This window comes from Pseudomonas sp. R43(2017) (genome assembly GCF_002112345.1).
GTDB lineage: Bacteria > Pseudomonadota > Gammaproteobacteria > Pseudomonadales > Pseudomonadaceae > Aquipseudomonas > Aquipseudomonas kribbensis.
The window spans coordinates 35950-55445 of record NZ_NEHJ01000001.1; the positions used below are offsets into that span (position 1 = coordinate 35950).

Genomic DNA, 19496 nt, shown 5'->3' on the forward strand with positions numbered 1-19496 from the left:
CCGGCTACAGTTAAACTCCGCGCTCTTTCCCAAGGAGTTCACATGAGTTACTACCAGCCGGGCATCCTCGCCACCCCAGTTCCGCCGCAAGCACGTCACCTGTTTTTCGCCCTCGAGTCGGTTGAAGCGCTGCCGCAGGCGATCGACAACCTGCTGAACCTGGTGGACGGCAAATCGGCGGTGGTCGGCTTCGGTGAGTCCCTGGCCAAGGCCCTGAATGTGAACATCGACGGCCTGCGCAGCTTCCCGGCGCTGACCGGCGTCGGCGTGGAAAACCCGTCGACCCAGCACGCCCTGTGGGTCTGGCTGCACGGCGTCGACCGTGGTGATCTGCTCAACCGCAGCACCGCGCTTGAGGCCGCACTGGCCCCGGCGCTGCGTCTGGTGCAGATGCAGGAAGCCTTCCGCCACAAGGACGGCCATGACCTCACCGGTTATGAAGACGGCACCGAAAACCCGCACGACGAAGCCGCCATCGCCGCCGCACTGCAAAGTGAAGGCGCCGACGGTCTGGTCGGTGGCAGCTTTGCCGCGATCCAGCAGTGGCAGCATGATCTCAAGGGTTTCCATGCGCTGTCCGCCGAAGACAAGGACAACATCATGGGCCGTCGCCTGAGCGACAACGAAGAGATCGACGACGCCCCGGTGTCCGCCCACGTCAAGCGCACCGCCCAGGAAAGCTTCGCCCCGGAAGCCTTCGTCGTGCGCCGTTCGATGCCCTGGATCGAAGGCGATCGCGCCGGTTTGATGTTCCTGGCATTCGGTTTCTCCCTCGACGCTTTCGAAGCGCAACTGCGCCGCATGAGCGGTCTGGAAGACGGCATCACCGACGGTCTGTACCGCATCAGCCGGCCGATCACTGGCGGCTACTACTGGTGCCCGCCGCTGCAAAACGGCCACCTCGACCTGCGCGCACTGCGCATCGGCTGAGGCACAAGAATGAACGTGGTGCGCTGGGGCATGATCGGTTGCGGCAGTGTCGCCGAACGCAAGAGCGGGCCGGCCTTCTACAAGGTTCCCGGCTCGGCATTGGTGGCGGTGATGGGGCGACGCCTCGAAGCCGTGACCGATTACGCCGCGCGCCACGGCATCGCCCGGACTTACACCGACGTCGATGCGCTGATCAACGACCCCGAGGTGGACGCGGTGTACATCGCCACGCCACCCGACAGCCATCACGCCTACAGCCTGAAAGTCGCCGCCGCCGGCAAGCATTGCTGCGTGGAAAAACCCATGGCACTCAACGCCGGGCAAAGCCGCGAGATGCAGCAGGCGTTTGCCGACGCCGGTTTGCACCTGTTCGTCTCCTATTACCGCCGTTCGCTGCCGCGTTTCCAGCAGGTTCGGCAATGGTTGCAGCAGGGGCGTATCGGCGAGGTGCGGCACCTGAGCTGGACGCTGACCAAAGTACCATCACCGAAGGATCTGGACGGCAGCGCCAACTGGCGCACCGATCCGGCGGTGGCCGGTGGCGGCTATTTCGCGGATCTGGCCAGTCATGGTTTCGACCTGTTCCAGTACCTGCTCGGCGATATCGTCGAAGTGGCCGGATTCACGGCGCGTCAGGCCGGGTTGTATGCGGCGGAAGATGCGGTCAGCGCCAGTTGGCGATTCGCCTCGGGCGCGTTGGGCATGGGCTGCTGGAGTTTTGTTGCGGACCGGCGAGAAGACCGGGTCGAGATCATCGGCAGCCAAGGGCGGATCGGTTTTTCGGTGTTCGACGAACATCCGGTCGAGCTGCACGCCGATGAGGACATCAGCCTGGAAATCCCCCATCACGAACATATCCAGTGGCATCACGTGCTGGGCATGAACGCGCAGATTCGCGGCGAATCGCAGCATCCGGCGACAGGGGCAGAGGCCCTGAAGACCGATTGGGTCATGGATCAAATCCTCAAGCGCCAATAATTCCCCAGACCACACCGTCCCCCCTGTGGGAGCGAGCTTGCTCGCGATAGCGTCCTGTCAGTCAATAACTTTGGTGACTGATACACCTCTATCGCGAGCAAGCTCGCTCCCACAGGGGATGGTGTTGCGCATCTAACCTTATGCTCATTCGGTATTTCTCAAGCTTGTCATAACGTCTCTAAGATCACGTCATAACTCGTTATGACAAGTGATCCCGTGATGACCGATAACGTTCTCTCCCTGGGCAGTGTCCCGCTGCACACCCAACTGCGCGACGTGCTGCGCGCCCGGATTCTCGACGGCGAATACCCGCAAGACAGCCAAATGCCGTCCGAAAGCGAGCTCGGCACGCTGTTCAAGGTCAGCCGCATCACCGTGCGCCAGGCCCTGGGCGATCTGCAGAAAGAAGGGCTGATCTTCAAGATCCACGGCAAAGGCACCTTCGTCGCCAAACCCAAGACCTTTCAAAACGTCAGCACCCTGCAAGGCCTCGCCGAGTCCATGACTGGCCGTGGCTACGAGGTGATCAACCGTCTGCGCAGCTTCAAATTCATCGCCGCCGACAAACTGGTCGCCGAGCGTTTGCAGGTCGCTGAAGGCGAAATCGTTGCGCAGATCAAACGTGTACGGCTGATCAACCGCGAGCCGATCTCGCTGGAAATCACCTACCTGCCCAAAGCCGTCGGCGAACGACTGGAGAAGGCCGATCTGGTGACCCGCGACATCTTCCTGATCCTCGAAAACGACTGCGGCATCGCCCTCGGCCACGCCGATCTGGCCATCGACGCGGTGCTGGCCGACAGCGACCTGACCCAGGCGCTGAACGTCGAGGCCGGCTCGCCGATCATGCGCATCGAGCGTCTGACCCACGATGCCCACGGCCAGCCGCTGGACTTCGAACACCTTTACTACCGTGGCGATGCGTTCCAGTACCGCCTGCGGATCGACCGGCAAAAAGGGGAGCAGGCATGAGTCGAACGACACTCGAGCAGGAATACGACATCGTTGTGATCGGTGGTGGCACCGCCGGCCCGATGGCTGCGATCAAGGCCAAGGAAAAGAACAAGGATCTGCGAGTGCTGTTGGTGGACAAGGCCAACGTCAAGCGCAGCGGCGCGATCAGCATGGGCATGGACGGCCTGAACAACGCGATCATCCCCGGCCACTCGACGCCGGAGCAGTACACCAAGGAAATCACCATCGCCAACGACGGCATCGTCAATCAGGCGGCGGTGTACGCCTACGCCACGCACAGCTTCGAAACCATCGAGCAGCTCGACCGTTGGGGCGTGAAGTTCGAGAAGGACGAAACCGGCGATTACGCAGTGAAGAAAGTCCACCACATGGGCGCCTATGTGCTGCCGATGCCGGAAGGGCACGACATCAAGAAAGTCCTGTATCGCCAGTTGAAACGCGCACGGGTCAGCATCACCAACCGACTGGTCTGCACCCGTTTGCTGACCGACGAGGTGGGCGCCGTCAACGGCGTGATGGGGTTCGATTGCCGCACCGCCGACTTCCACGTGATCAAGGCCAAGGCAGTGATTCTTGCCTGCGGCGCTGCCGGGCGACTCGGTCTGCCGTCCTCGGGTTACCTGATGGGCACCTATGAAAACCCGACCAATGCCGGTGACGGCTATGCGATGGCCTATCACGCCGGGGCCGAACTGGCGAACCTTGAGTGCTTCCAGATCAACCCGCTGATCAAGGATTACAACGGCCCGGCCTGCGCCTACGTCACCGGCCCTCTCGGTGGCTACACCGCCAACAACAAGGGCGAGCGCTTCATCGAATGCGACTACTGGAGCGGGCAGATGGCGTGGGAGTTTCATCAGGAACTGGAAAGCGGCAATGGCCCGGTATTCCTCAAGCTCGATCACCTGGCCGAAGAAACCATTCAGAACATCGAGGAAATCCTGCACAGCAACGAACGTCCGAGCCGCGGCCAGTTTCACGCCAATCGCGGCACCGACTACCGCACGCAGATGGTCGAGATGCACATCTCGGAAATCGGCTTTTGCAGCGGCCACTCGGCGTCCGGCGTGTGGGTCAACGAGCGCGCCGAAACCTCGGTGAAAGGTTTGTACTCGGCCGGCGACATGGCCGCCGTACCGCACAACTACATGCTCGGCGCGTTCACCTACGGCTGGTTTGCCGGGCATAACGCGGCGGAGTTTGTCGCAGGGCGTGAGTTCTCCGCGCTGGATGCCGAGCAGATCGCGAAGGAAAAGGCCCGGGTCTACGCACCGCTGGACCGAGAACACGGCCTGCCGCCGGCTCAGGTCGAGTACAAGCTGCGGCGCTTCGTCAACGACTACCTGCAACCGCCGAAAGTGACCAAAAAAATGGAAATCGGCTTACAACGTTTCAGTGATATCGAACGCGATCTCAACGAGATGAAGGCCAACAACGCCCACGAACTGATGCGTGCCATGGAAACCAGTGTGATCCGCGACTGCGCCGAAATGGCCGCCCGCGCCTCGCTGTTCCGCGCCGAAAGCCGCTGGGGCCTGTACCACTACCGCGTCGATCACCCGCAACGGGACGACCGCGAATGGTTCTGCCACTGCCACCTGAAGAAGGGTGAGGACGGGCGCATGACCAGTTTCAAGAAAGCCGTCGAGCCTTACATCATCCCGCTCGATGCCGAGGAAATGCAGGCCTACGACCGCCTTCGGGTCGGCGCTTTTGCCGCTTGAGCCATCACTAGAGAGAGTCCGGATCATGGCCTATCAAGCCCAGGAAATTTTCTTCCGCTCCAATGCTCCCGTCACCGTGGACGAGGACAAATGCATCGCCGAAAAGGGCTGCACCGTGTGTGTCGACATCTGCCCGATGGACCTGCTGGCGATCAACCCGGCCACGCAAAAGGCCTACATGGCCTTCGATGAATGCTGGTACTGCATGCCTTGCGAAAAGGACTGCCCGACCGGTGCCGTCAAAGTCGAAATTCCATATTTACTGCGTTGACCGGTAGTCCGCTTTCGCGAGCAAGCTCGCTCCCACAGTGGATAGAAGCCAGCCGCAAATAATGAGTACACCGAAGATCATGTGGGAGCGAGCTTGCTCGCGAAGAGGCCCGCACAGACAACACAAAAGCCATCCGTAAACCCCGGACGCTGGATTCACCAAACACCCCTCGTTTCCCACCGCGCCCTGATCGCGGCGGAGACGAACATCCTATAAATGATTCGAGGGGATTCAACCATGTTGCGTGCAGCAATCGCCGGTCTGGTACTGGCTTCGTTTACATTGTCGGCCTCGGCCGAAACCATCCGCATCGCCATCGGCACCCAGGACACCACCATCAACTGCGCCGCCGGCGGGCTGTTGATTCGTGAGTTGGGTCTGCTCGACAAATACCTGCCCCACGACGGCGCCTACAAGGACGCCAAATATGATGTGCAGTGGAAGAACTTCACCAGCGGCGCACCGCTGACCAACGAGATGGTCGCCGGCAAACTCGACTTCGGCGCCATGGCCGATTTCCCCGGCGCGTTCAACGGCGTGGCGTTCGAAACCGCCGGCAAACACAGCCTGTTCATCAGCGTGCTGTCGGGCAGCATCAAGGGCAGCGGCAACGGCATCGTGGTGCCGAGTGCGTCCGGCGTGCAGTCGTTGAGCGAGCTCAAGGGCAAGACCATCTCCGTACCGTTCGCTTCCACCGCCCACGGCATGCTGCTGCGGGCCGTGGCGGAGCAGGGCTGGGATCCGCTCAAGGACGTGAACATCATCGCCCAGCCGCCAGAGGTCGCAGGCTCGGCATTGCAGGCCGGCAAGATCGACGCCCATGCCGACTTCGTGCCGTTCGCCGAGCTGTTCCCGAGCCGTGGTTTCGCCCGCAAGATCTACGACGGCGCCCAGGCCAATGCGCCGACCTTCCACGGTGCGCTGGTCGATCAGGCCTACGCGAAAAAGTACCCGGAAATTGTCGTCGCCTACCTGCGCGCAAGCATCGAGGCCAATCAACTGCTGGCTGCCGAACCCGAGAAATACAGCGAACTGATCGCCAAGGTCACCGGCGTCGATGCCGAGGTCAATTACCTGTTCCACGGCCCGCTCGGCGTGCAGACCCGCGATCTGAGCTGGAAACCGGAATACCGCCAGGCCGTGGGCACGGCCATCGATACGCTGAAACTGCTGAAGAAGGCCGATCGCGGGCTCGATCTGAATACCTTCATCGACGATCAGTACATCCGCGCAGCGTTCAAGGCCTCGAATCTGGATTACACCGCGCAACTGGCCAACTACGCGCAGACGCCGTTGAAGTCTGTTGATGCGGTGACTGGAAAAGCCATCACCGATTTCAGCCATGTCGCGGAAATCTGGGTGCGAGGTGAGGACAAGGTTCGTCGCTATGCCTCGGCTGAAGAGGCGTTTACCGCACTGGCCAGCCTGAAGTCGGAAGGCAAGAGCATACGGGCGGTGTATGCCCAGGCGAGTGACAGCGGGATCAAGTTGCTGGCGGAGCAGGCTTGGTTTGCCAGTGATGGGAAGGGGCGCCTCAGTGCGTTTTTGTTGAAGGGGCAGGCGCAGGAGTTTGCGTCGGCACAGGGAGGCAAGGTGTTTGATTTCACTGACGCCACCGCGCAGGCCGTGGTCAGTCGCTAATCATGAAAATCTCAAAAGGACGCTGGATATCAAGAGCAGCCTCGCTGCTGCTCTGCCTGCTCTTCTGGCAACTCGCCGCCAGCCACCACTGGAACCTCGGCCTGGTCACCTTCGCCAACGTCCCGACCCCGCTGGCCGTGATCGAAGCCGCCCTCGGCTTCGGCGACTCCGGCAAACTCATCCAGCACCTGACCGCCAGCCTCGGCCGAGTCTTCGCCGGCTACCTCGCCGCACTGATCATTGGCATCGCCCTGGGCCTGGCCATCGGCCGCTCGAAGTGGGCCGAAGACCTGCTGCTGCCACCACTGGAAGTACTACGCCCGATCCCCGCCGTCGCATGGATACCGCTGGCCATCCTGATGTTCCCGTCGTCGGAGTTGTCGATGGTCTTCATCACCTTCACCGGCGCGCTGTTCCCGATCCTGCTCAACACCGTGCACGGTGTCGAAGGCGTCGACCCGCGCCTGATCGCCTCGGCCAAAAGCCTCGGGGCCGGACGCCGGGCGATCCTGTTGGAAGTGACCCTGCCGGGCGCCGCGCCGAGCATCATCACCGGGCTGGCGATCGGCATGGGCACGTCGTGGTTCTGTCTGGTGACCGCCGAAATGATCTCCGGCCAGTTCGGCATCGGTTACTACACCTGGGAGTCCTACACCATTCAGAACTACGCCGACATCGTGGTCGGCATGTTGCTGATCGGCGTGTTGGGCATGGGCAGCAGCCTGCTGATCAAACGCCTGGGCGGGCTGTTCACGCCCTGGCATCGACCACGAGGAAAAGCCTGATGAGCGTGATGCAAACCCCGGAAGGGCGGATCGACATCCGCCAGTTATCCATCGTCCTCGGCGAAGGCCGGCACGCGTTCGAAGCGGTGCAGGGGCTGGATTGCCAGATCGAGCCCGGCCAGTTCGTGTGCATTCTCGGCCCGTCCGGTTGCGGCAAATCGACCTTGCTCGGCGCATTGGCCGGGCATCTGCAACCCCATGGCGGGCAGTTGAAGGTCGATGGTGCCGAAGTGTCCGGCCCGTCACCGCAGCGCGGCATGGTGTTCCAGCATCACACCCTGTTCCCGTGGCGCACGGTGCGCGACAACGTTGCCTTCGGCCTGAAAATGCGTGGCATCGGCAAGGCCGAGCGCCATCGCGCCGCCGACGACATCCTCAAACTGGTCGGCCTCGAAGGCTTCGCCGAGCGCTGGCCCGATCAACTCTCCGGCGGCATGCAGCAACGGGTGGAGATCGCCCGGGTGCTGGTCAACCGGCCACGGCTGTTGCTGATGGACGAACCCTTCGGCGCGCTGGATGCGCTGACCCGACTGAACATGCAGGAACTGCTGCTGGACATCTGGACGCGGATTCGCACCACGGTGGTGTTCGTCACCCATGACATCGATGAAGCGCTGTTCCTCGCCGACCGTTTGCTGGTGATGAGCGCACGGCCGGGGCGGATCATCGAAGACCTGCGCCTGGATTTCCCGCGCCCACGCACCACCGGACTGGTCACCAGCCACGAGTTCTCGCGCCTCAAACGCCATTGCCTCGACCTGCTGCGCCACGACAACCATCGACCGCTGCCGCGCCTCAACCCGCTCGGTTTGCCTCCTGAAAACGCCTTGCCGAGATTTGCCTTATGACCTCATTTTTTGCTGTGACCGAAAACGACGACATTCTCGCCCTGCAACCGCGCCTGACCGCCGATGACGCCGGGGTACGCCGGATTGCCCTGATCGATCTGGCCGACCTCGAAGAGCCGGACGGCTTGCTCTGGCTGGTTGAGCGACTGGCTGAGGACCCCGCAGAAGAAGTGCGTGCCGAAGCGGCGCGTCTACTGGAAGCCTGGGAAGATGAACCGGTGGTGGAAGCGCTGTGCCAGGCGCTGACGGATCCGTCGCCAGCGGTGCAGGCCGCTGCGGCGCAGAGCCTGAGCCTGCTCAAGACCGAAGCGGCGGGGAGGGTGATTCTGCCGTGGACCGCCCACGCCGAAACCAGCGTGCGGATTGCCGCGTTCCGGGCCTTGCGCGAGTTGCGTTTCCCCGGCGCTGCGTCCGCCGCGATTCAAGCGTTGAACGATGCTGATGCCAGTGTTCGCCGCGAGGCGGTGGGCGTGCTCGGCTGGCTCAAGCAACTCGACGCACTGCCAGCCTTGGCCCGATTGGCGAGTGACGATCCGGACACCGAAGTACGCCGCGCCGCCACCGGCGCCCTAGGCCTGGCGAGTGGCGCAGATGTGCTGCCGGCCTTGCGTCAGGCCTTGCAGGACGACGCGTGGCAAGTACGCGAAGAAGCCGCGACAACGCTCGGCAAGGTCGGCCACACCGACGCGGGGCCGGCACTGATCGAAGCCTTGGGCGACGACTACTGGCAAGTGCGCCTGCGCGCCACTCGCAGCCTCGGCCGTTTGCGTTACGTGCCAGCACTCGACGCCCTGATCGAAACCCTCGGCCATCGCATCAGCAACCTGCGCAAGGAAGCCGCGCTGGCGCTGGGCGAATTGAACGATCGCGGCGCCGTGGCAGCGTTGCAGGCCGCGCAGGACGACGGCGACCCGGAAGTGCGTAAAGCCGTGCGAATTGCCTTGAGTCAACTGCAATGAATCCGCTGGCGATCGGCAATTCCCAAAGTGAACACCGCTTGCGGCTGAGCTGGCCGGATGGCCGCGAGCAATTGCTCGACCATGCCGAACTGCGCCGCCAGTGCCCGTGCTCACAGTGCCGGGCATTTCGCCTGCGGGGTTCGGCTCCGCTGGTGGATGATCGAGTGCGGGTGATCGAACTCAACCTGCAGGTGTATGGTGTGCAGTTAGTGTTCAGCGATGGTCATCAGCGGGGTATTTATCCTTGGAGCTATATTGGAAAATTGAGTAGTGACCTTTCCTTTACCCTAGATAGGCTACAAGGTCACAGCCAATCCTTTTAGCTATTTCAACCATCCAAATCGGCAGACTTTCTGTTCGCTTTTTTCTATAGGTGGTCATTTGAACGCGCCATTCTTCGGGTGCTGAGTTTCTTCCATATAAAAAATCGGCAATAGATGCAATTGTCAGGAAGGAGCTCAAGTTAATGTGTTGTTGTATTGGGGTCATTCTGTTCCAGCACTCGAATGCATGCTGCAAGTTAATGTTGTTCGGCCTTATGGCAGCTTGTGTATATGCTCGAGTAAAGGTCAGAAAGCATTCTTGTCTATCATTTAGTTTTGCGGTCGATGGCGCTGGAATTTCGTCTGGAGAAATGTTGTTATTTTCCAGCCATCTCCAAAGGAATAGCTCTAGTTGGAAAAATTGATGCTGGAAATGATACTGGTTTGATTGCGGGTCTAAGTGTTTCTCTATCGTTTCGACTGCTTCGCTAGAGCACTTTACTGCTAGGTGATAAAGTCCGAGTTCTGCGAGGTGATTTGCATGGTTGTTCAGTGCTTGTGCTAATTCAGGTATGAACTTTTTTGGTCTGGCGAGGGCTAGTGTTTTGTATATATTAAGCGATCTTTCCGAGGTGTCGATGGATTCGGCAGAGTGACCTTTTTCAAGAAGGTGCGCTGCGAGATTGTTTAATGAGCCTGCTAAGTCTTCTTGAAATCTTTCAGGCTTGATTTTTACTAGTTGTTCGCGCATTGCTACTGAGCGTTTGGCTATGTCAATGGCGTCGTTTATTTGACCTTCTTTGGCAAGTAAGCAGGAGTGATTGCTCAATATTTGAGAAAGCTCAGGGTCGAAGTTTTTCGGGTTGTTTTGTGCCAACTGCTCCAGGGTTTTCAATGCTTCACTTCCGAACTGTAGTGCTTGTGCACTATCGCCGCAGTCAGAGAGATAATTTGCGCAGTTTGATAGTGATTTGGTTAGTCCAAATTTGTAATCGTCCGAGTCGTTGGCTGTGTTTTTGAATATTTCAAGATCCTCTAACCCAGCCTTTAATGCCTCATCGTGGCGTTCAAGGTTGCTTAAATGATTGGCGTAGTTTCTCAGTGTCTCAGCCAGTATTGTTTCATGGTGTCCTGGGTATTTAGTTGCCATTTTGCGGATTAGTGTAAGGCTTTCCTCGCAAGCATTAAGAGCTTTTTCATAATGCCCCAAGTCCGACTCGGTATTGGCATATCTGTTGAGGGTTGCAACATGGTTGTGGTTGATTACAGGGCTTGATGAGGGGGTAAGTTTTTTATAAATTTCAATTGCTTGCAGAATTGGTTTCGCAGAGTCTTCTATCCGGCCATCATATTTTAATGCGAGGCTCAGGTCAGTCAGCGCTGATGCGTAGTTTTCTATGGTTTGTGTGCGCTTGAGTTTTGTTTTTTCTTCTGCTTTTTTTACTAGCTCCTTGCAGATTAGTAACTTCAAGCCGGTAAGTGGTAGTGTGTCGAATTTTATCTTGGAGTCGAGCAGTGCAGTGGCTTGCGATTTTTTGCCTTTAGGAAGTCGTTGATAAGCCTGCTCAACAATTGTAGATAGCTTGTCTGGTGTTTCAATGCACACTGCTACTATCTCGCTTACGCAGTTTACGAAATTTTTTGTCAAAACCTCTTCCACCATGGTTGCGAGGTCAGGCCGATTGCGCAACAGGCGCGCAAGTACTGTAAGCGTAGTTTGTCGCAATTGACTATTGCCTTTCGCCAGCACGGTATCCAGTAACCACTCGCCTTTGAATCCCAGTAGGCTTTGAGCGACGAGTGCTTCACCGATCAAGTCCGGTCTTAGCCCTTGCAATCGTTGACGTTCGGAGTAGAGCGGTGTCAATGCTTTGAACAGGCGCCTTAGCTCACTTTTGTCTTCATTGATAGTGACCCAGATATCTTCACATTGACGATCTGGAAAAAGCCCGTTTGCCAGGGTCGCAAGGGTCATCAGCAGTGCTGCCTGACGTATTTGCTCGTCACGATTGCTTCCAGGGGAAAGTACTCGTCCCCAGTAACGCTGCTCGTGGTTGATCAGTGCCCGGGGCAAAGCCTCGGCAGATTTAGGGCGCTCTCCGCGCAGTGTCATCAGTGCTGCCATCTGGATATAGAGCGGGCGGGAAAAATGCTCTTCATTCAGCGCTGGCGTGTGCTCGGGAGCCTTTACCCCCAAACGCTCTGCGTAAGTGGCCAGAGCTTGCTGGTAGGCATGCTGACGCTCACCGATATTGTCGTGCAACAAGGGGACAGGAAACGGGCCGCTTGTCGATGGGCCGTCCAGCAAACCTTCGCATTCGGCATCCTTTCCTGGCAATGATGCCCACCACTCGCCTCCGGCGCGAGCCAACAACATTATCCGTATGGAATACAACGGATTTTTGTTTTTCAGAGACTTTTTTAGAAGTGCGAGAAGTATTGGTTGTCGGGTTTCTGCGTAGTCAATCACGATGCAGCAATTACGCTGCGATTCGACGATCTGATCTACCAGTGAATCAACTTGATTGAGCTCGCATTCTCCACTGAGAAAGCCTGTCTGCCAGCCTTGATTCTTCAAGCGACGGCAAAGCTCAAGTCCCAAGCGGGTTTTACCAACGCCCCCCAATCCGGTTAACAGGCGGACAGCGATATCTTCGTCGCCTTTCGCCCACTCGATCTGAGTATCGAGAAAGGGTTCGCGGTTGCGATCAAACGGTACGATGGCCTCTTCTGCTCTCAAGAGCTGGCTGTCGCTCAAGCCTGCATCCGGATGCCAGGTCGATTCCGGTAACAGTAGCCCATCGATGCGAACTTCCTGACCTGTATCTTCGGGCTGAGCCACCGGCAATGTTGTCGCCACAGTCTGATGAGCCAGATTTGTTTGCCATCCGATGGCTGTCGCAAATTCTTTGGCACAATCGGCCCAGGTAAAGTGGCGTAGCAATTCTTCACGCAAGCAAACGGCTCGATTCCTTGCTCTTTTGTCAGTGGCCACATCCATCAGCTGCGTGGTCAACGTATGGACGTCATCTTCCTGAAAATAGGGGTCAGACGTGTCACCCATTACATCAATGGCTTTTACAGCATTAAGGTAAAGCCCATCTTTCAGGTCTTCGAGCAACTGATAGACGCCACTCTTGTCACTTATAATCAGCGGGACCCCTGCCGCAATGGCTTCCCAGGCGACAAGTCCGAAACCTTCATGCCATGAGGGCATCATTGCAACGCTTGCCCGACTTACCTCATCGAAAAGTTCGGTTCGATCCGTGGTAAATGGCAGTGCGTTCAGATTGAACACCCGGCCGGCCCGTTTGAACGCAAATTCATTCAGTTCATTTTCGGCTTCGGTTTTATCTCCATTAGCCAGTCCACCGAAATTTACCCCGCGAAGAGTCAGCATGGGCTGGTTCCTGCTTAGCAAAACTTCAGGCATCTTGTTATCTGTTGCCTTGCGTATGGCGTTGGCGAAAGCGGCAACTCCCAGATGCGCTTGCTTTATCTTCCGCGCATCGTCAGTGAGACGTCCGCTCAAAAAGGCTCTGAAGGTTTTTGAAGGTGGCTGAACGGCAATGTCCGCAAGGCCTGGTATAAGGACTGCTACATCCTCTTTTCGTGAAAGCTCAATGAGTGAGTCGCGCAAGAGTGGCCCTACGGCCAGCAAAATGTCTGCCTGCCTGAACAGCTTTTCCTGTTCCTGGACCTTTAATTGAGCCATTGCGCTATTTTCGGCAATGGTCTCGTATCGGCTGTAGCTCATATGATGAATGAGTGCTGCGCGGCCACCTCGCAATTTGGCTGCTGCCAGTGCAATAGCACCCGTAATGCGATCATGTCCGAGCCAGATCGTGTGTTCGGAATCAATGACGAACCCCGTATCGAGCAGCGACTCCCAGACTTTTGGCTCGAAATTGGCACTGAACGTGGATTGCTCTTCCAGATTCATCGATAGCAGATGCACCTGGTGTTCATCAAGAGCACTCTGAATCTCTTTTGAAGAAGCTGTCAGCACAACACAAATAGTGGTGACTTGCTCATAGCAAGCTGCGGCGAATGCACTCACCAGATCTTGATTGAAGCTATTTATACCGCCGAACTGAGCCCCCCATCGAGTTGCGAAAACAATCATTGTTTTAGAGGTTGGCTTCATGCGTACGGGTCTTTTCAAGGAGGGTGTCAGGAATTCGTTCATTCTAACCTCAAAAAAACACTAATGCCGATTTGATGGCAATCACCCTGTTGGGTGGGTTCTCCAACACTTTCAAGACATCTCGACTGGCGGTGCTTGTCAGGAAATTCCCACAAGAGTACAAATGTACTCAATGACAAATCTGACTCCCCGCCGTACCGCCATCCTGACCTTTATCCGCGAACGCATCGCCGAACACGGTCAGCCCCCAAGCCTCGCTGAAATCAGCGAGGCTTTTGGTTTTGCCTCCCGCAGCGTGGCGCGCAAGCATGTGCTGGCGCTCACCGAAGCCGGGTTCATCGAGGTCAATCCGCATCAGGCCCGGGGCATTCGCCTGCTCGGGCAGCCGGCGCGACCGGAGCTGCTTGAAGTGCCGGTACTCGGCCGGGTGGCCGCCGGTGCACCCATCGGCGCCGATGCCGACATCCACAATCGGCTGATGCTCGATCCCGCACTGTTCTCCCGCACGCCCGACTACATGCTGCGGGTGCAGGGCGATTCGATGATCGAGGACGGCATTCTCGACGGCGATCTGGTCGGCGTACGACGCAACCCCGAGGCACTCAACGGCCAGATCGTGGTGGCGCGGCTCGACGGTGAGGTCACCATCAAACGTTTCGAACGGGTCGGTGATGAGGTTCACCTGTTGCCGCGCAACCCGGCGTACCAGCCGATTGTGGTGCGTGACGATCAGGACCTGGCCATCGAAGGCGTGTTCTGCGGTCTGGTGAGGCAAGGCTGATGGGTGCCGTCGTTGCGCTGGATACGCTGTTCAATGGCGGCCAGGTCTGGAAGGGCCGGCCTGCGCCACCGGCCGCCAGCCCGCAACCCACCGGGCATGCGGCGCTGGACGCAGCCTTGCCCAGCGGTGGCTGGCCGGAAGCGGCGCTGAGCGAAATCCTTCTGGCCGGGCCCGGGGTCGGCGAATTGCAACTGGTGTGGCCGACGTTGGCGCGGCTGTCGGCGGCGGGGGAGCGCATCGTGCTGGTGGCGCCGCCGTTCGTGCCGTATCCGCAGGCGTGGGCCAATGCCGGGGTCGATCTGCGCCAGTTGTCGGTGATCCAGGCCAGCGAACGCGATGCCTTGTGGGCGGCGGAACAATGCCTGCGTTCGGGCAGTTGCGGCGCGGTGCTGTGCTGGCCGCACAAGGCCGATGACCGCGCCTTGCGCCGTTTGCAGGTGGCGGCGGAAACCGGCCAGACCCTGGCGTTCGCGTGGCGGCCATTGAGTGAAGCGGTCAACCCGTCGCCGGCCGCACTGCGTATTGCCATCGATGCGCGCCCGGCGCAGTTGCGTGTACTCAAATGCCGGGGCGGGCTGGCGCGTACCGCACCGATTGCCTTCGCCGTGGGGCACTGAGGTCGCCATGCGCTGGGTTTGTATTCTGTTCCCGCAATTGGCCCTCGACGCGGTGCTGCGTCAACGGCCCGATTCCGAGCAACCCTTGGCGCTGCTCAGCGGCCCGGCCCAGCGCCGGGTGCTGCAAGCGGTCAACCCGGCGGCGCGGGCACTGGGCTTGCGACCGGGGCAGTCGATGACCGCTGCGCAGGCCATGAGCAAAGGTTTCGCCACCGTCGATTACGACGCGGCCGAGATCGAGCACTGGCAGCAGTTTCTTGCCGCCTGGGCCTATCGCTTCAGCGCCCAGGTCAGCGTGCATTACCCGCGCACCGTGGTGTTCGAGATCGAGTCGAGCCTCGGGCTGTTCGGTTCCTGGGCGCAGTTCGAGGCGCGCTTACGCACGGAGCTGACGGAGCTGGGCTTTCGTCACCGCATCGTCGCCGCGCCCAACCCGGTGGCGGCGCGGGTGTTGGCCAACGCCTATGACGGGCTGGTGGTGCCGGATGGTGAAGCTCTGCGCCATCACCTCGGGCAATTGCCGGTCGACCGTGTCGGACTTGATCCGGGTGTGGCCACGGCGTTGTCGCGCATGGGCCTGCGCCACCTCCATCAGGTGCAGAGCCTGCCGCGTCAGGCCCTGGCCCGGCGTTTCGAGGCGCCGATGCTCAAGCATCTGGATACGCTGTTCGGCGCACGGCCACTGGCGCTGGCGTTCTACCTGCCACCGGATCGCTTCGACGTGCGTATCGAACTCAACTTCGACGTGCAGTCCCATCAGGCGCTGCTGTTTCCGTTGCGCCGCCTGACCTCCGATCTGTCGGCGTTCTTGTGCGGGCGCGACAGCGGCGTGCAGCGCTTCGATCTGCATCTGGAACACGCGGGGCTGCCGGACACGCTGATCAAGGTCGGCCTGCTCAGCGCCGAGCGCGATCCGGCGATGCTCTTCGAGCTGGCCCGTGGCCGATTGGAGCAGGTGCAGGTCGAGGCCCCGGTGCGGGGTTTTCGTCTGCGAGCCGAGGATCTGCCGAGTTTCGTGCCGCAGTTCCAGGAACTGTTCGACGACCGTCCGCAGCAGACCTTGCCCTGGGAGCAACTGCGCGAACGCCTGCGCGCGCGACTGGGGGATGACGCGGTACAGGGCCTGCGCTTCCAGGCCGATCATCGCCCGGAGTGCGCGTGGCAGAACGCCGATGACAAACAGCCTTGTGCTGCGTTACCCGGCGTGCAGCGTCCGGGCTGGCTGTTGGGCGAACCGCAGTCCGTGCCCGAAGGTTCGGCGCGCATCCTCATGGGCCCGGAACGCATCGAGTCCGGCTGGTGGGACGGTGACGACGTGCGCCGCGACTATTACCTGATCCAGAACCGCGCCGGCCAGCAAGGCTGGGCGTACCGGGCAGTGGGTGAGGTTGGTCCGTTGTGGCTGCAGGGCTGGTTCGCATGAACGAGGGTTATGCCGAGCTGCACTGCCTGTCGAATTTCAGTTTTCAGCGCGGTGCGTCCAGTGCGCTGGAGCTGTTCCAGCGGGCGAAGAGGCACGGCTATCAGGCGCTGGCGATCACTGATGAATGCACCCTCGCCGGAATTGTCCGTGCCTGGCAGGCGGCCAAGTCCGTGGAGCTGCCGCTGATCATCGGCAGCGAAATCCGCATCGAGAACGGTCCGAAACTGGTGTTGCTGGTGGAGAACATCGAGGGTTATCAGGCGCTGTGCGGCTTGATCACCCAGGCCCGACGGCGCACGCAGAAAGGTCAGTATCAAGTGCTGCGCGAGGATTTCGGCGAACCGTTGCCGGGGTTGCTGGTGCTGTGGGTGCCGGAGGCGGTCGATGAAGTGGAAGAGGGCCGATGGCTGAAGCAGACCTTCGGCGAACGCCTGTGGCTGGCGGTGCAATTGCATCGCGGGCAGAACGATCAGCAACGGCTAGGCGCACTGTTGAGTCTGGCGGATGAACTGCAGATTCCAGCCGTGGCCAGCGGTGATGTGCACATGCACGCCCGTGGTCGCCGGGCCTTGCAGGACACCATGACCGCGATCCGCCATCACGTCCCGGTGGCCGAGGCGGGGTTGCGTCTGCACCCCAACGGCGAGCGGCATCTGCGCAGCCTCGATGTGTTGCGCGAGTTGTATCCGCAGACCTTGCTGGAAGAGTCCGTGAAGCTGGCCCGCCGCTGCACGTTCGACCTTGGCCAGTTGCGCTATCAATATCCGAAAGAGTTGGTGCCCGAGGAACACGACGCCAGTTCCTGGCTGCGCCACCTGACTGAACAAGGTATCGCCTGGCGCTGGCCGAAAGGCGCACAGCCCAAGGTGATCAAACAGATCGACGATGAGCTGGAGCTGATCGCCGAGCTCGGCTACGAAAGCTACTTCCTCACCGTGCACGATGTGGTGCGCTACGCCCGGGAACAGAAAATCCTTTGTCAGGGGCGCGGGTCGGCGGCCAACTCGGCGGTGTGTTTTGCCTTGGGCATCACCGAGATCGACCCGGATCGCACCACGCTGCTGTTCGAGCGTTTCATGTCGAGGGAGCGCAACGAGCCGCCGGACATCGACGTGGATTTCGAGCACGAGCGCCGGGAAGAAGTCCTGCAATACGTGTTCCGTCGTTATGGCCGCCGTCGTGCGGCGCTGACGGCGGTGGTCAGCACCTATCACGCGGCCGGCGCGGTGCGCGATGTTGCCAAGGCGCTGGGCTTGCCGCCGGATCAGATCAATGCGCTGGCCGATTGCTGCGGCCACTGGAGCGATGAAACGCCGCCCGTGGAACGCCTGCGCGAAAACGGCTTCGACCCGGACAGCCCGATCCTGCACCGGGTGCTGAGCCTGACCGGGCAACTGATCGGCTTCCCCCGGCACCTGTCGCAGCATCCCGGCGGTTTCGTGATTTCCGAGCAGCCGCTGGACACCCTGGTGCCGGTGGAAAACGCCGCCATGGCCGACCGCACCATCATCCAGTGGGACAAGGATGACCTCGATGCGGTCGGGCTGCTCAAGGTGGATATCCTCGCCCTCGGCATGCTCAGTGCGATTCGCCGCTGTTTCGACCTGCTGCGCCGTCATCGCCATCAGGACCTGAGCCTGGCCACCATCCCGGCTGACGATCGCCCGACCTACGACATGATCAGTCGCGCCGACACCATCGGCGTGTTCCAGATCGAGTCCCGGGCGCAGATGTCGATGCTGCCGCGCCTGCGCCCGCAAAACTTCTACGATCTGGTGATCGAAGTGGCCATCGTCCGGCCGGGACCGATCCAGGGCGGGATGGTCCATCCGTATTTGCGCCGGCGGAACAAGGAAGAAAAGGAAACCTATCCGTCGCCGGAGCTGGAGGTGGTACTCAAACGCACCCTCGGCGTGCCGCTGTTTCAGGAACAGGTGATGCAGATCGCGATTGTCGCTGCCGACTACAGCCCCGGCGAGGCCGACCAGTTGCGGCGTTCCATGGCGGCGTGGAAACGTCACGGTGGGCTGGAGCCGCACAAGGAGCGACTGGCGGCCGGCATGAAGAAAAACGGCTACAGCCCGGAATTCGCCGCGCAGATCTTCGAGCAGATCAAGGGCTTCGGCAGTTACGGTTTTCCCGAGTCCCATGCCGCCAGTTTTGCCTTGCTGACGTACGCCAGTTGCTGGCTCAAGTGCCATGAACCGGCGGCGTTCGCCTGTGCGCTGATCAACAGCTGGCCGATGGGGTTCTACAGCCCGGATCAGATTCTTCAGGACGCGCGCCGGCATCATTTGCAGATCCGCCCGGTGGACGTGCGCGCCAGCGACTGGGATTGCAGCCTGGAGCCGATTGTCGGCGCGCAACCGGCCATCCGCATGGGCCTGCGCATGATCAAGGGCTTTCGCGAAGAGGATGCGCGGAACATTGAAAAGACTCGGGCGAGGGGCGCGTTTGCCGATGTCGCCGATCTGGGCGAACGGGCCGGGCTCGACAGTCGGGCCCAGGCGTTGCTGGCGGATTCTGGAGCGTTACGTGGGCTGGCCGGTCACCGTCATCGGGCGCGCTGGGAGGTGGCCGGGGTGCAAAAGCAGCTCGGGTTGTTTGCCGGGTTGCCGAGTCAGGAAGAGCCCGATGTGCGGCTGCCCACGCCGAGCGTCAGCGAAGATCTGTTCACCGACTACGCCACTCTCGGCACCACGTTGGGGCCGCACCCGCTGACGTTGTTGCGCGACGAGTTACGGGCGCGGCGCTGTCGCAGCTCCCGGGAGTTGCTGGAAGTCGAGCATGGACGACCGGTCAGCGTGGCGGGGCTGGTGACCGGCCGCCAGCGACCGGCCACCGCCAGCGGCGTGACCTTCGTGACCCTGGAAGACGAGTTCGGCAACGTCAACGTGGTGGTCTGGCGCGATCTGGCCGAGCGTCAGCGTCAGGTGCTGGTCGGTTCGCAACTGCTCAAGGTCGATGGCCGCTGGGAGCGCGAAGGCGAGGTGCGGCATCTGATTGCCGGACGCTTGAGCGATCTCAGCCCGTTGCTCAACGGGATTCGGGTGCAAAGCCGCGATTTCCACTGACACGCCGTAGTGATCGTTCCCACGCTCCGCGTGGGAACGATCGGCACTGACCCTGTGGGAGCGAGCTTGCTCGCGAAAGC

At 60.3% G+C, this 19496-nt stretch carries 15 protein-coding genes; 14 read left to right on the plus strand and 1 reads right to left on the minus strand.

Going from position 1 to position 19496, the window contains the following annotated elements:
* Nucleotides 1-42: 42 nt before the first annotated feature.
* The 10 genes from CAG02_RS00135 to CAG02_RS00180 all read left to right on the plus strand — a co-directional run bounded on the left by CAG02_RS00135 (nucleotide 43) and on the right by CAG02_RS00180 (nucleotide 9434).
* Nucleotides 43-930 carry a Dyp-type peroxidase gene (locus CAG02_RS00135; protein WP_085710144.1) on the plus strand — a complete coding sequence of 296 codons (888 nt, stop codon included), beginning with the start codon at nucleotides 43-45 and terminating at the stop codon, nucleotides 928-930.
* A 9-nt stretch (nucleotides 931-939) separates the two neighbouring features.
* Nucleotides 940-1908, plus strand: coding sequence for a Gfo/Idh/MocA family protein (locus CAG02_RS00140; protein ID WP_085710143.1), 969 nt, complete (start codon nucleotides 940-942; stop codon nucleotides 1906-1908).
* Between the two features lie 219 nt (nucleotides 1909-2127).
* Nucleotides 2128-2880 carry a GntR family transcriptional regulator gene (locus CAG02_RS00145; RefSeq protein WP_085710142.1) on the plus strand — a complete coding sequence of 251 codons (753 nt, stop codon included), beginning with the start codon at nucleotides 2128-2130 and terminating at the stop codon, nucleotides 2878-2880.
* A complete protein-coding gene (locus CAG02_RS00150; RefSeq protein ID WP_085710141.1) occupies nucleotides 2877-4607 on the plus strand; it encodes a fumarate reductase/succinate dehydrogenase flavoprotein subunit in 1731 nt (576 codons plus the stop codon). Before CAG02_RS00145 ends, CAG02_RS00150 begins: the two co-directional genes overlap by 4 nt.
* 25 nt (nucleotides 4608-4632) lie before the next feature.
* Complete coding sequence (locus CAG02_RS00155; RefSeq protein WP_085710140.1) at nucleotides 4633-4878, plus strand: ferredoxin family protein; 246 nt, start codon at nucleotides 4633-4635, stop codon at nucleotides 4876-4878.
* A 237-nt stretch (nucleotides 4879-5115) separates the two neighbouring features.
* Nucleotides 5116-6519, plus strand: coding sequence for an ABC transporter substrate-binding protein (locus tag CAG02_RS00160; RefSeq protein WP_085710139.1), 1404 nt, complete (start codon nucleotides 5116-5118; stop codon nucleotides 6517-6519).
* Between the two features lie 2 nt (nucleotides 6520-6521).
* Nucleotides 6522-7304 (plus strand): ABC transporter permease, encoded by a 783-nt coding sequence (locus tag CAG02_RS00165; RefSeq protein ID WP_085710138.1) that lies wholly within the window; start codon nucleotides 6522-6524, stop codon nucleotides 7302-7304.
* Entirely contained in the window at nucleotides 7304-8152 is an 849-nt protein-coding gene (locus CAG02_RS00170; RefSeq protein ID WP_085710137.1) for an ABC transporter ATP-binding protein, read from the plus strand. The genes CAG02_RS00165 and CAG02_RS00170 overlap by 1 nt, the downstream gene beginning before the upstream one ends.
* Nucleotides 8149-9111: a HEAT repeat domain-containing protein gene (locus CAG02_RS00175; protein WP_085710136.1), complete on the plus strand. Its 963-nt coding sequence runs from the start codon at nucleotides 8149-8151 to the stop codon at nucleotides 9109-9111. The genes CAG02_RS00170 and CAG02_RS00175 overlap by 4 nt, the downstream gene beginning before the upstream one ends.
* Nucleotides 9108-9434 carry a gamma-butyrobetaine hydroxylase-like domain-containing protein gene (locus tag CAG02_RS00180; RefSeq protein ID WP_085710135.1) on the plus strand — a complete coding sequence of 109 codons (327 nt, stop codon included), beginning with the start codon at nucleotides 9108-9110 and terminating at the stop codon, nucleotides 9432-9434. The genes CAG02_RS00175 and CAG02_RS00180 overlap by 4 nt, the downstream gene beginning before the upstream one ends.
* Here CAG02_RS00180 and CAG02_RS00185 read toward each other — a convergent pair.
* On the minus strand, nucleotides 9394-13563 hold the full coding sequence (locus tag CAG02_RS00185) for a glycosyltransferase (protein ID WP_085710134.1): 4170 nt from the start codon (nucleotides 13561-13563) through the stop codon (nucleotides 9394-9396). The two genes, CAG02_RS00180 and CAG02_RS00185, sit on opposite strands and share 41 nt — an antisense overlap.
* A 121-nt stretch (nucleotides 13564-13684) precedes the next feature.
* Between CAG02_RS00185 and lexA the strand changes: the two genes are divergently transcribed.
* From lexA to CAG02_RS00205, 4 genes are read left to right on the plus strand one after another with little or no spacing between them, the layout of a single operon-like run.
* Entirely contained in the window at nucleotides 13685-14302 is a 618-nt protein-coding gene (gene lexA / locus CAG02_RS00190) for a transcriptional repressor LexA (protein ID WP_085710133.1), read from the plus strand.
* Nucleotides 14302-14919 carry a translesion DNA synthesis-associated protein ImuA gene (gene imuA, locus CAG02_RS00195; protein WP_085710132.1) on the plus strand — a complete coding sequence of 206 codons (618 nt, stop codon included), beginning with the start codon at nucleotides 14302-14304 and terminating at the stop codon, nucleotides 14917-14919. The genes lexA and imuA overlap by 1 nt, the downstream gene beginning before the upstream one ends.
* Nucleotides 14920-14926: 7 nt before the next feature.
* Nucleotides 14927-16342: a DNA polymerase Y family protein gene (locus tag CAG02_RS00200; protein ID WP_085710131.1), complete on the plus strand. Its 1416-nt coding sequence runs from the start codon at nucleotides 14927-14929 to the stop codon at nucleotides 16340-16342.
* Nucleotides 16339-19416: an error-prone DNA polymerase gene (locus CAG02_RS00205; protein WP_085710130.1), complete on the plus strand. Its 3078-nt coding sequence runs from the start codon at nucleotides 16339-16341 to the stop codon at nucleotides 19414-19416. Before CAG02_RS00200 ends, CAG02_RS00205 begins: the two co-directional genes overlap by 4 nt.
* The last annotated feature ends 80 nt before the right edge of the window (nucleotides 19417-19496 follow it).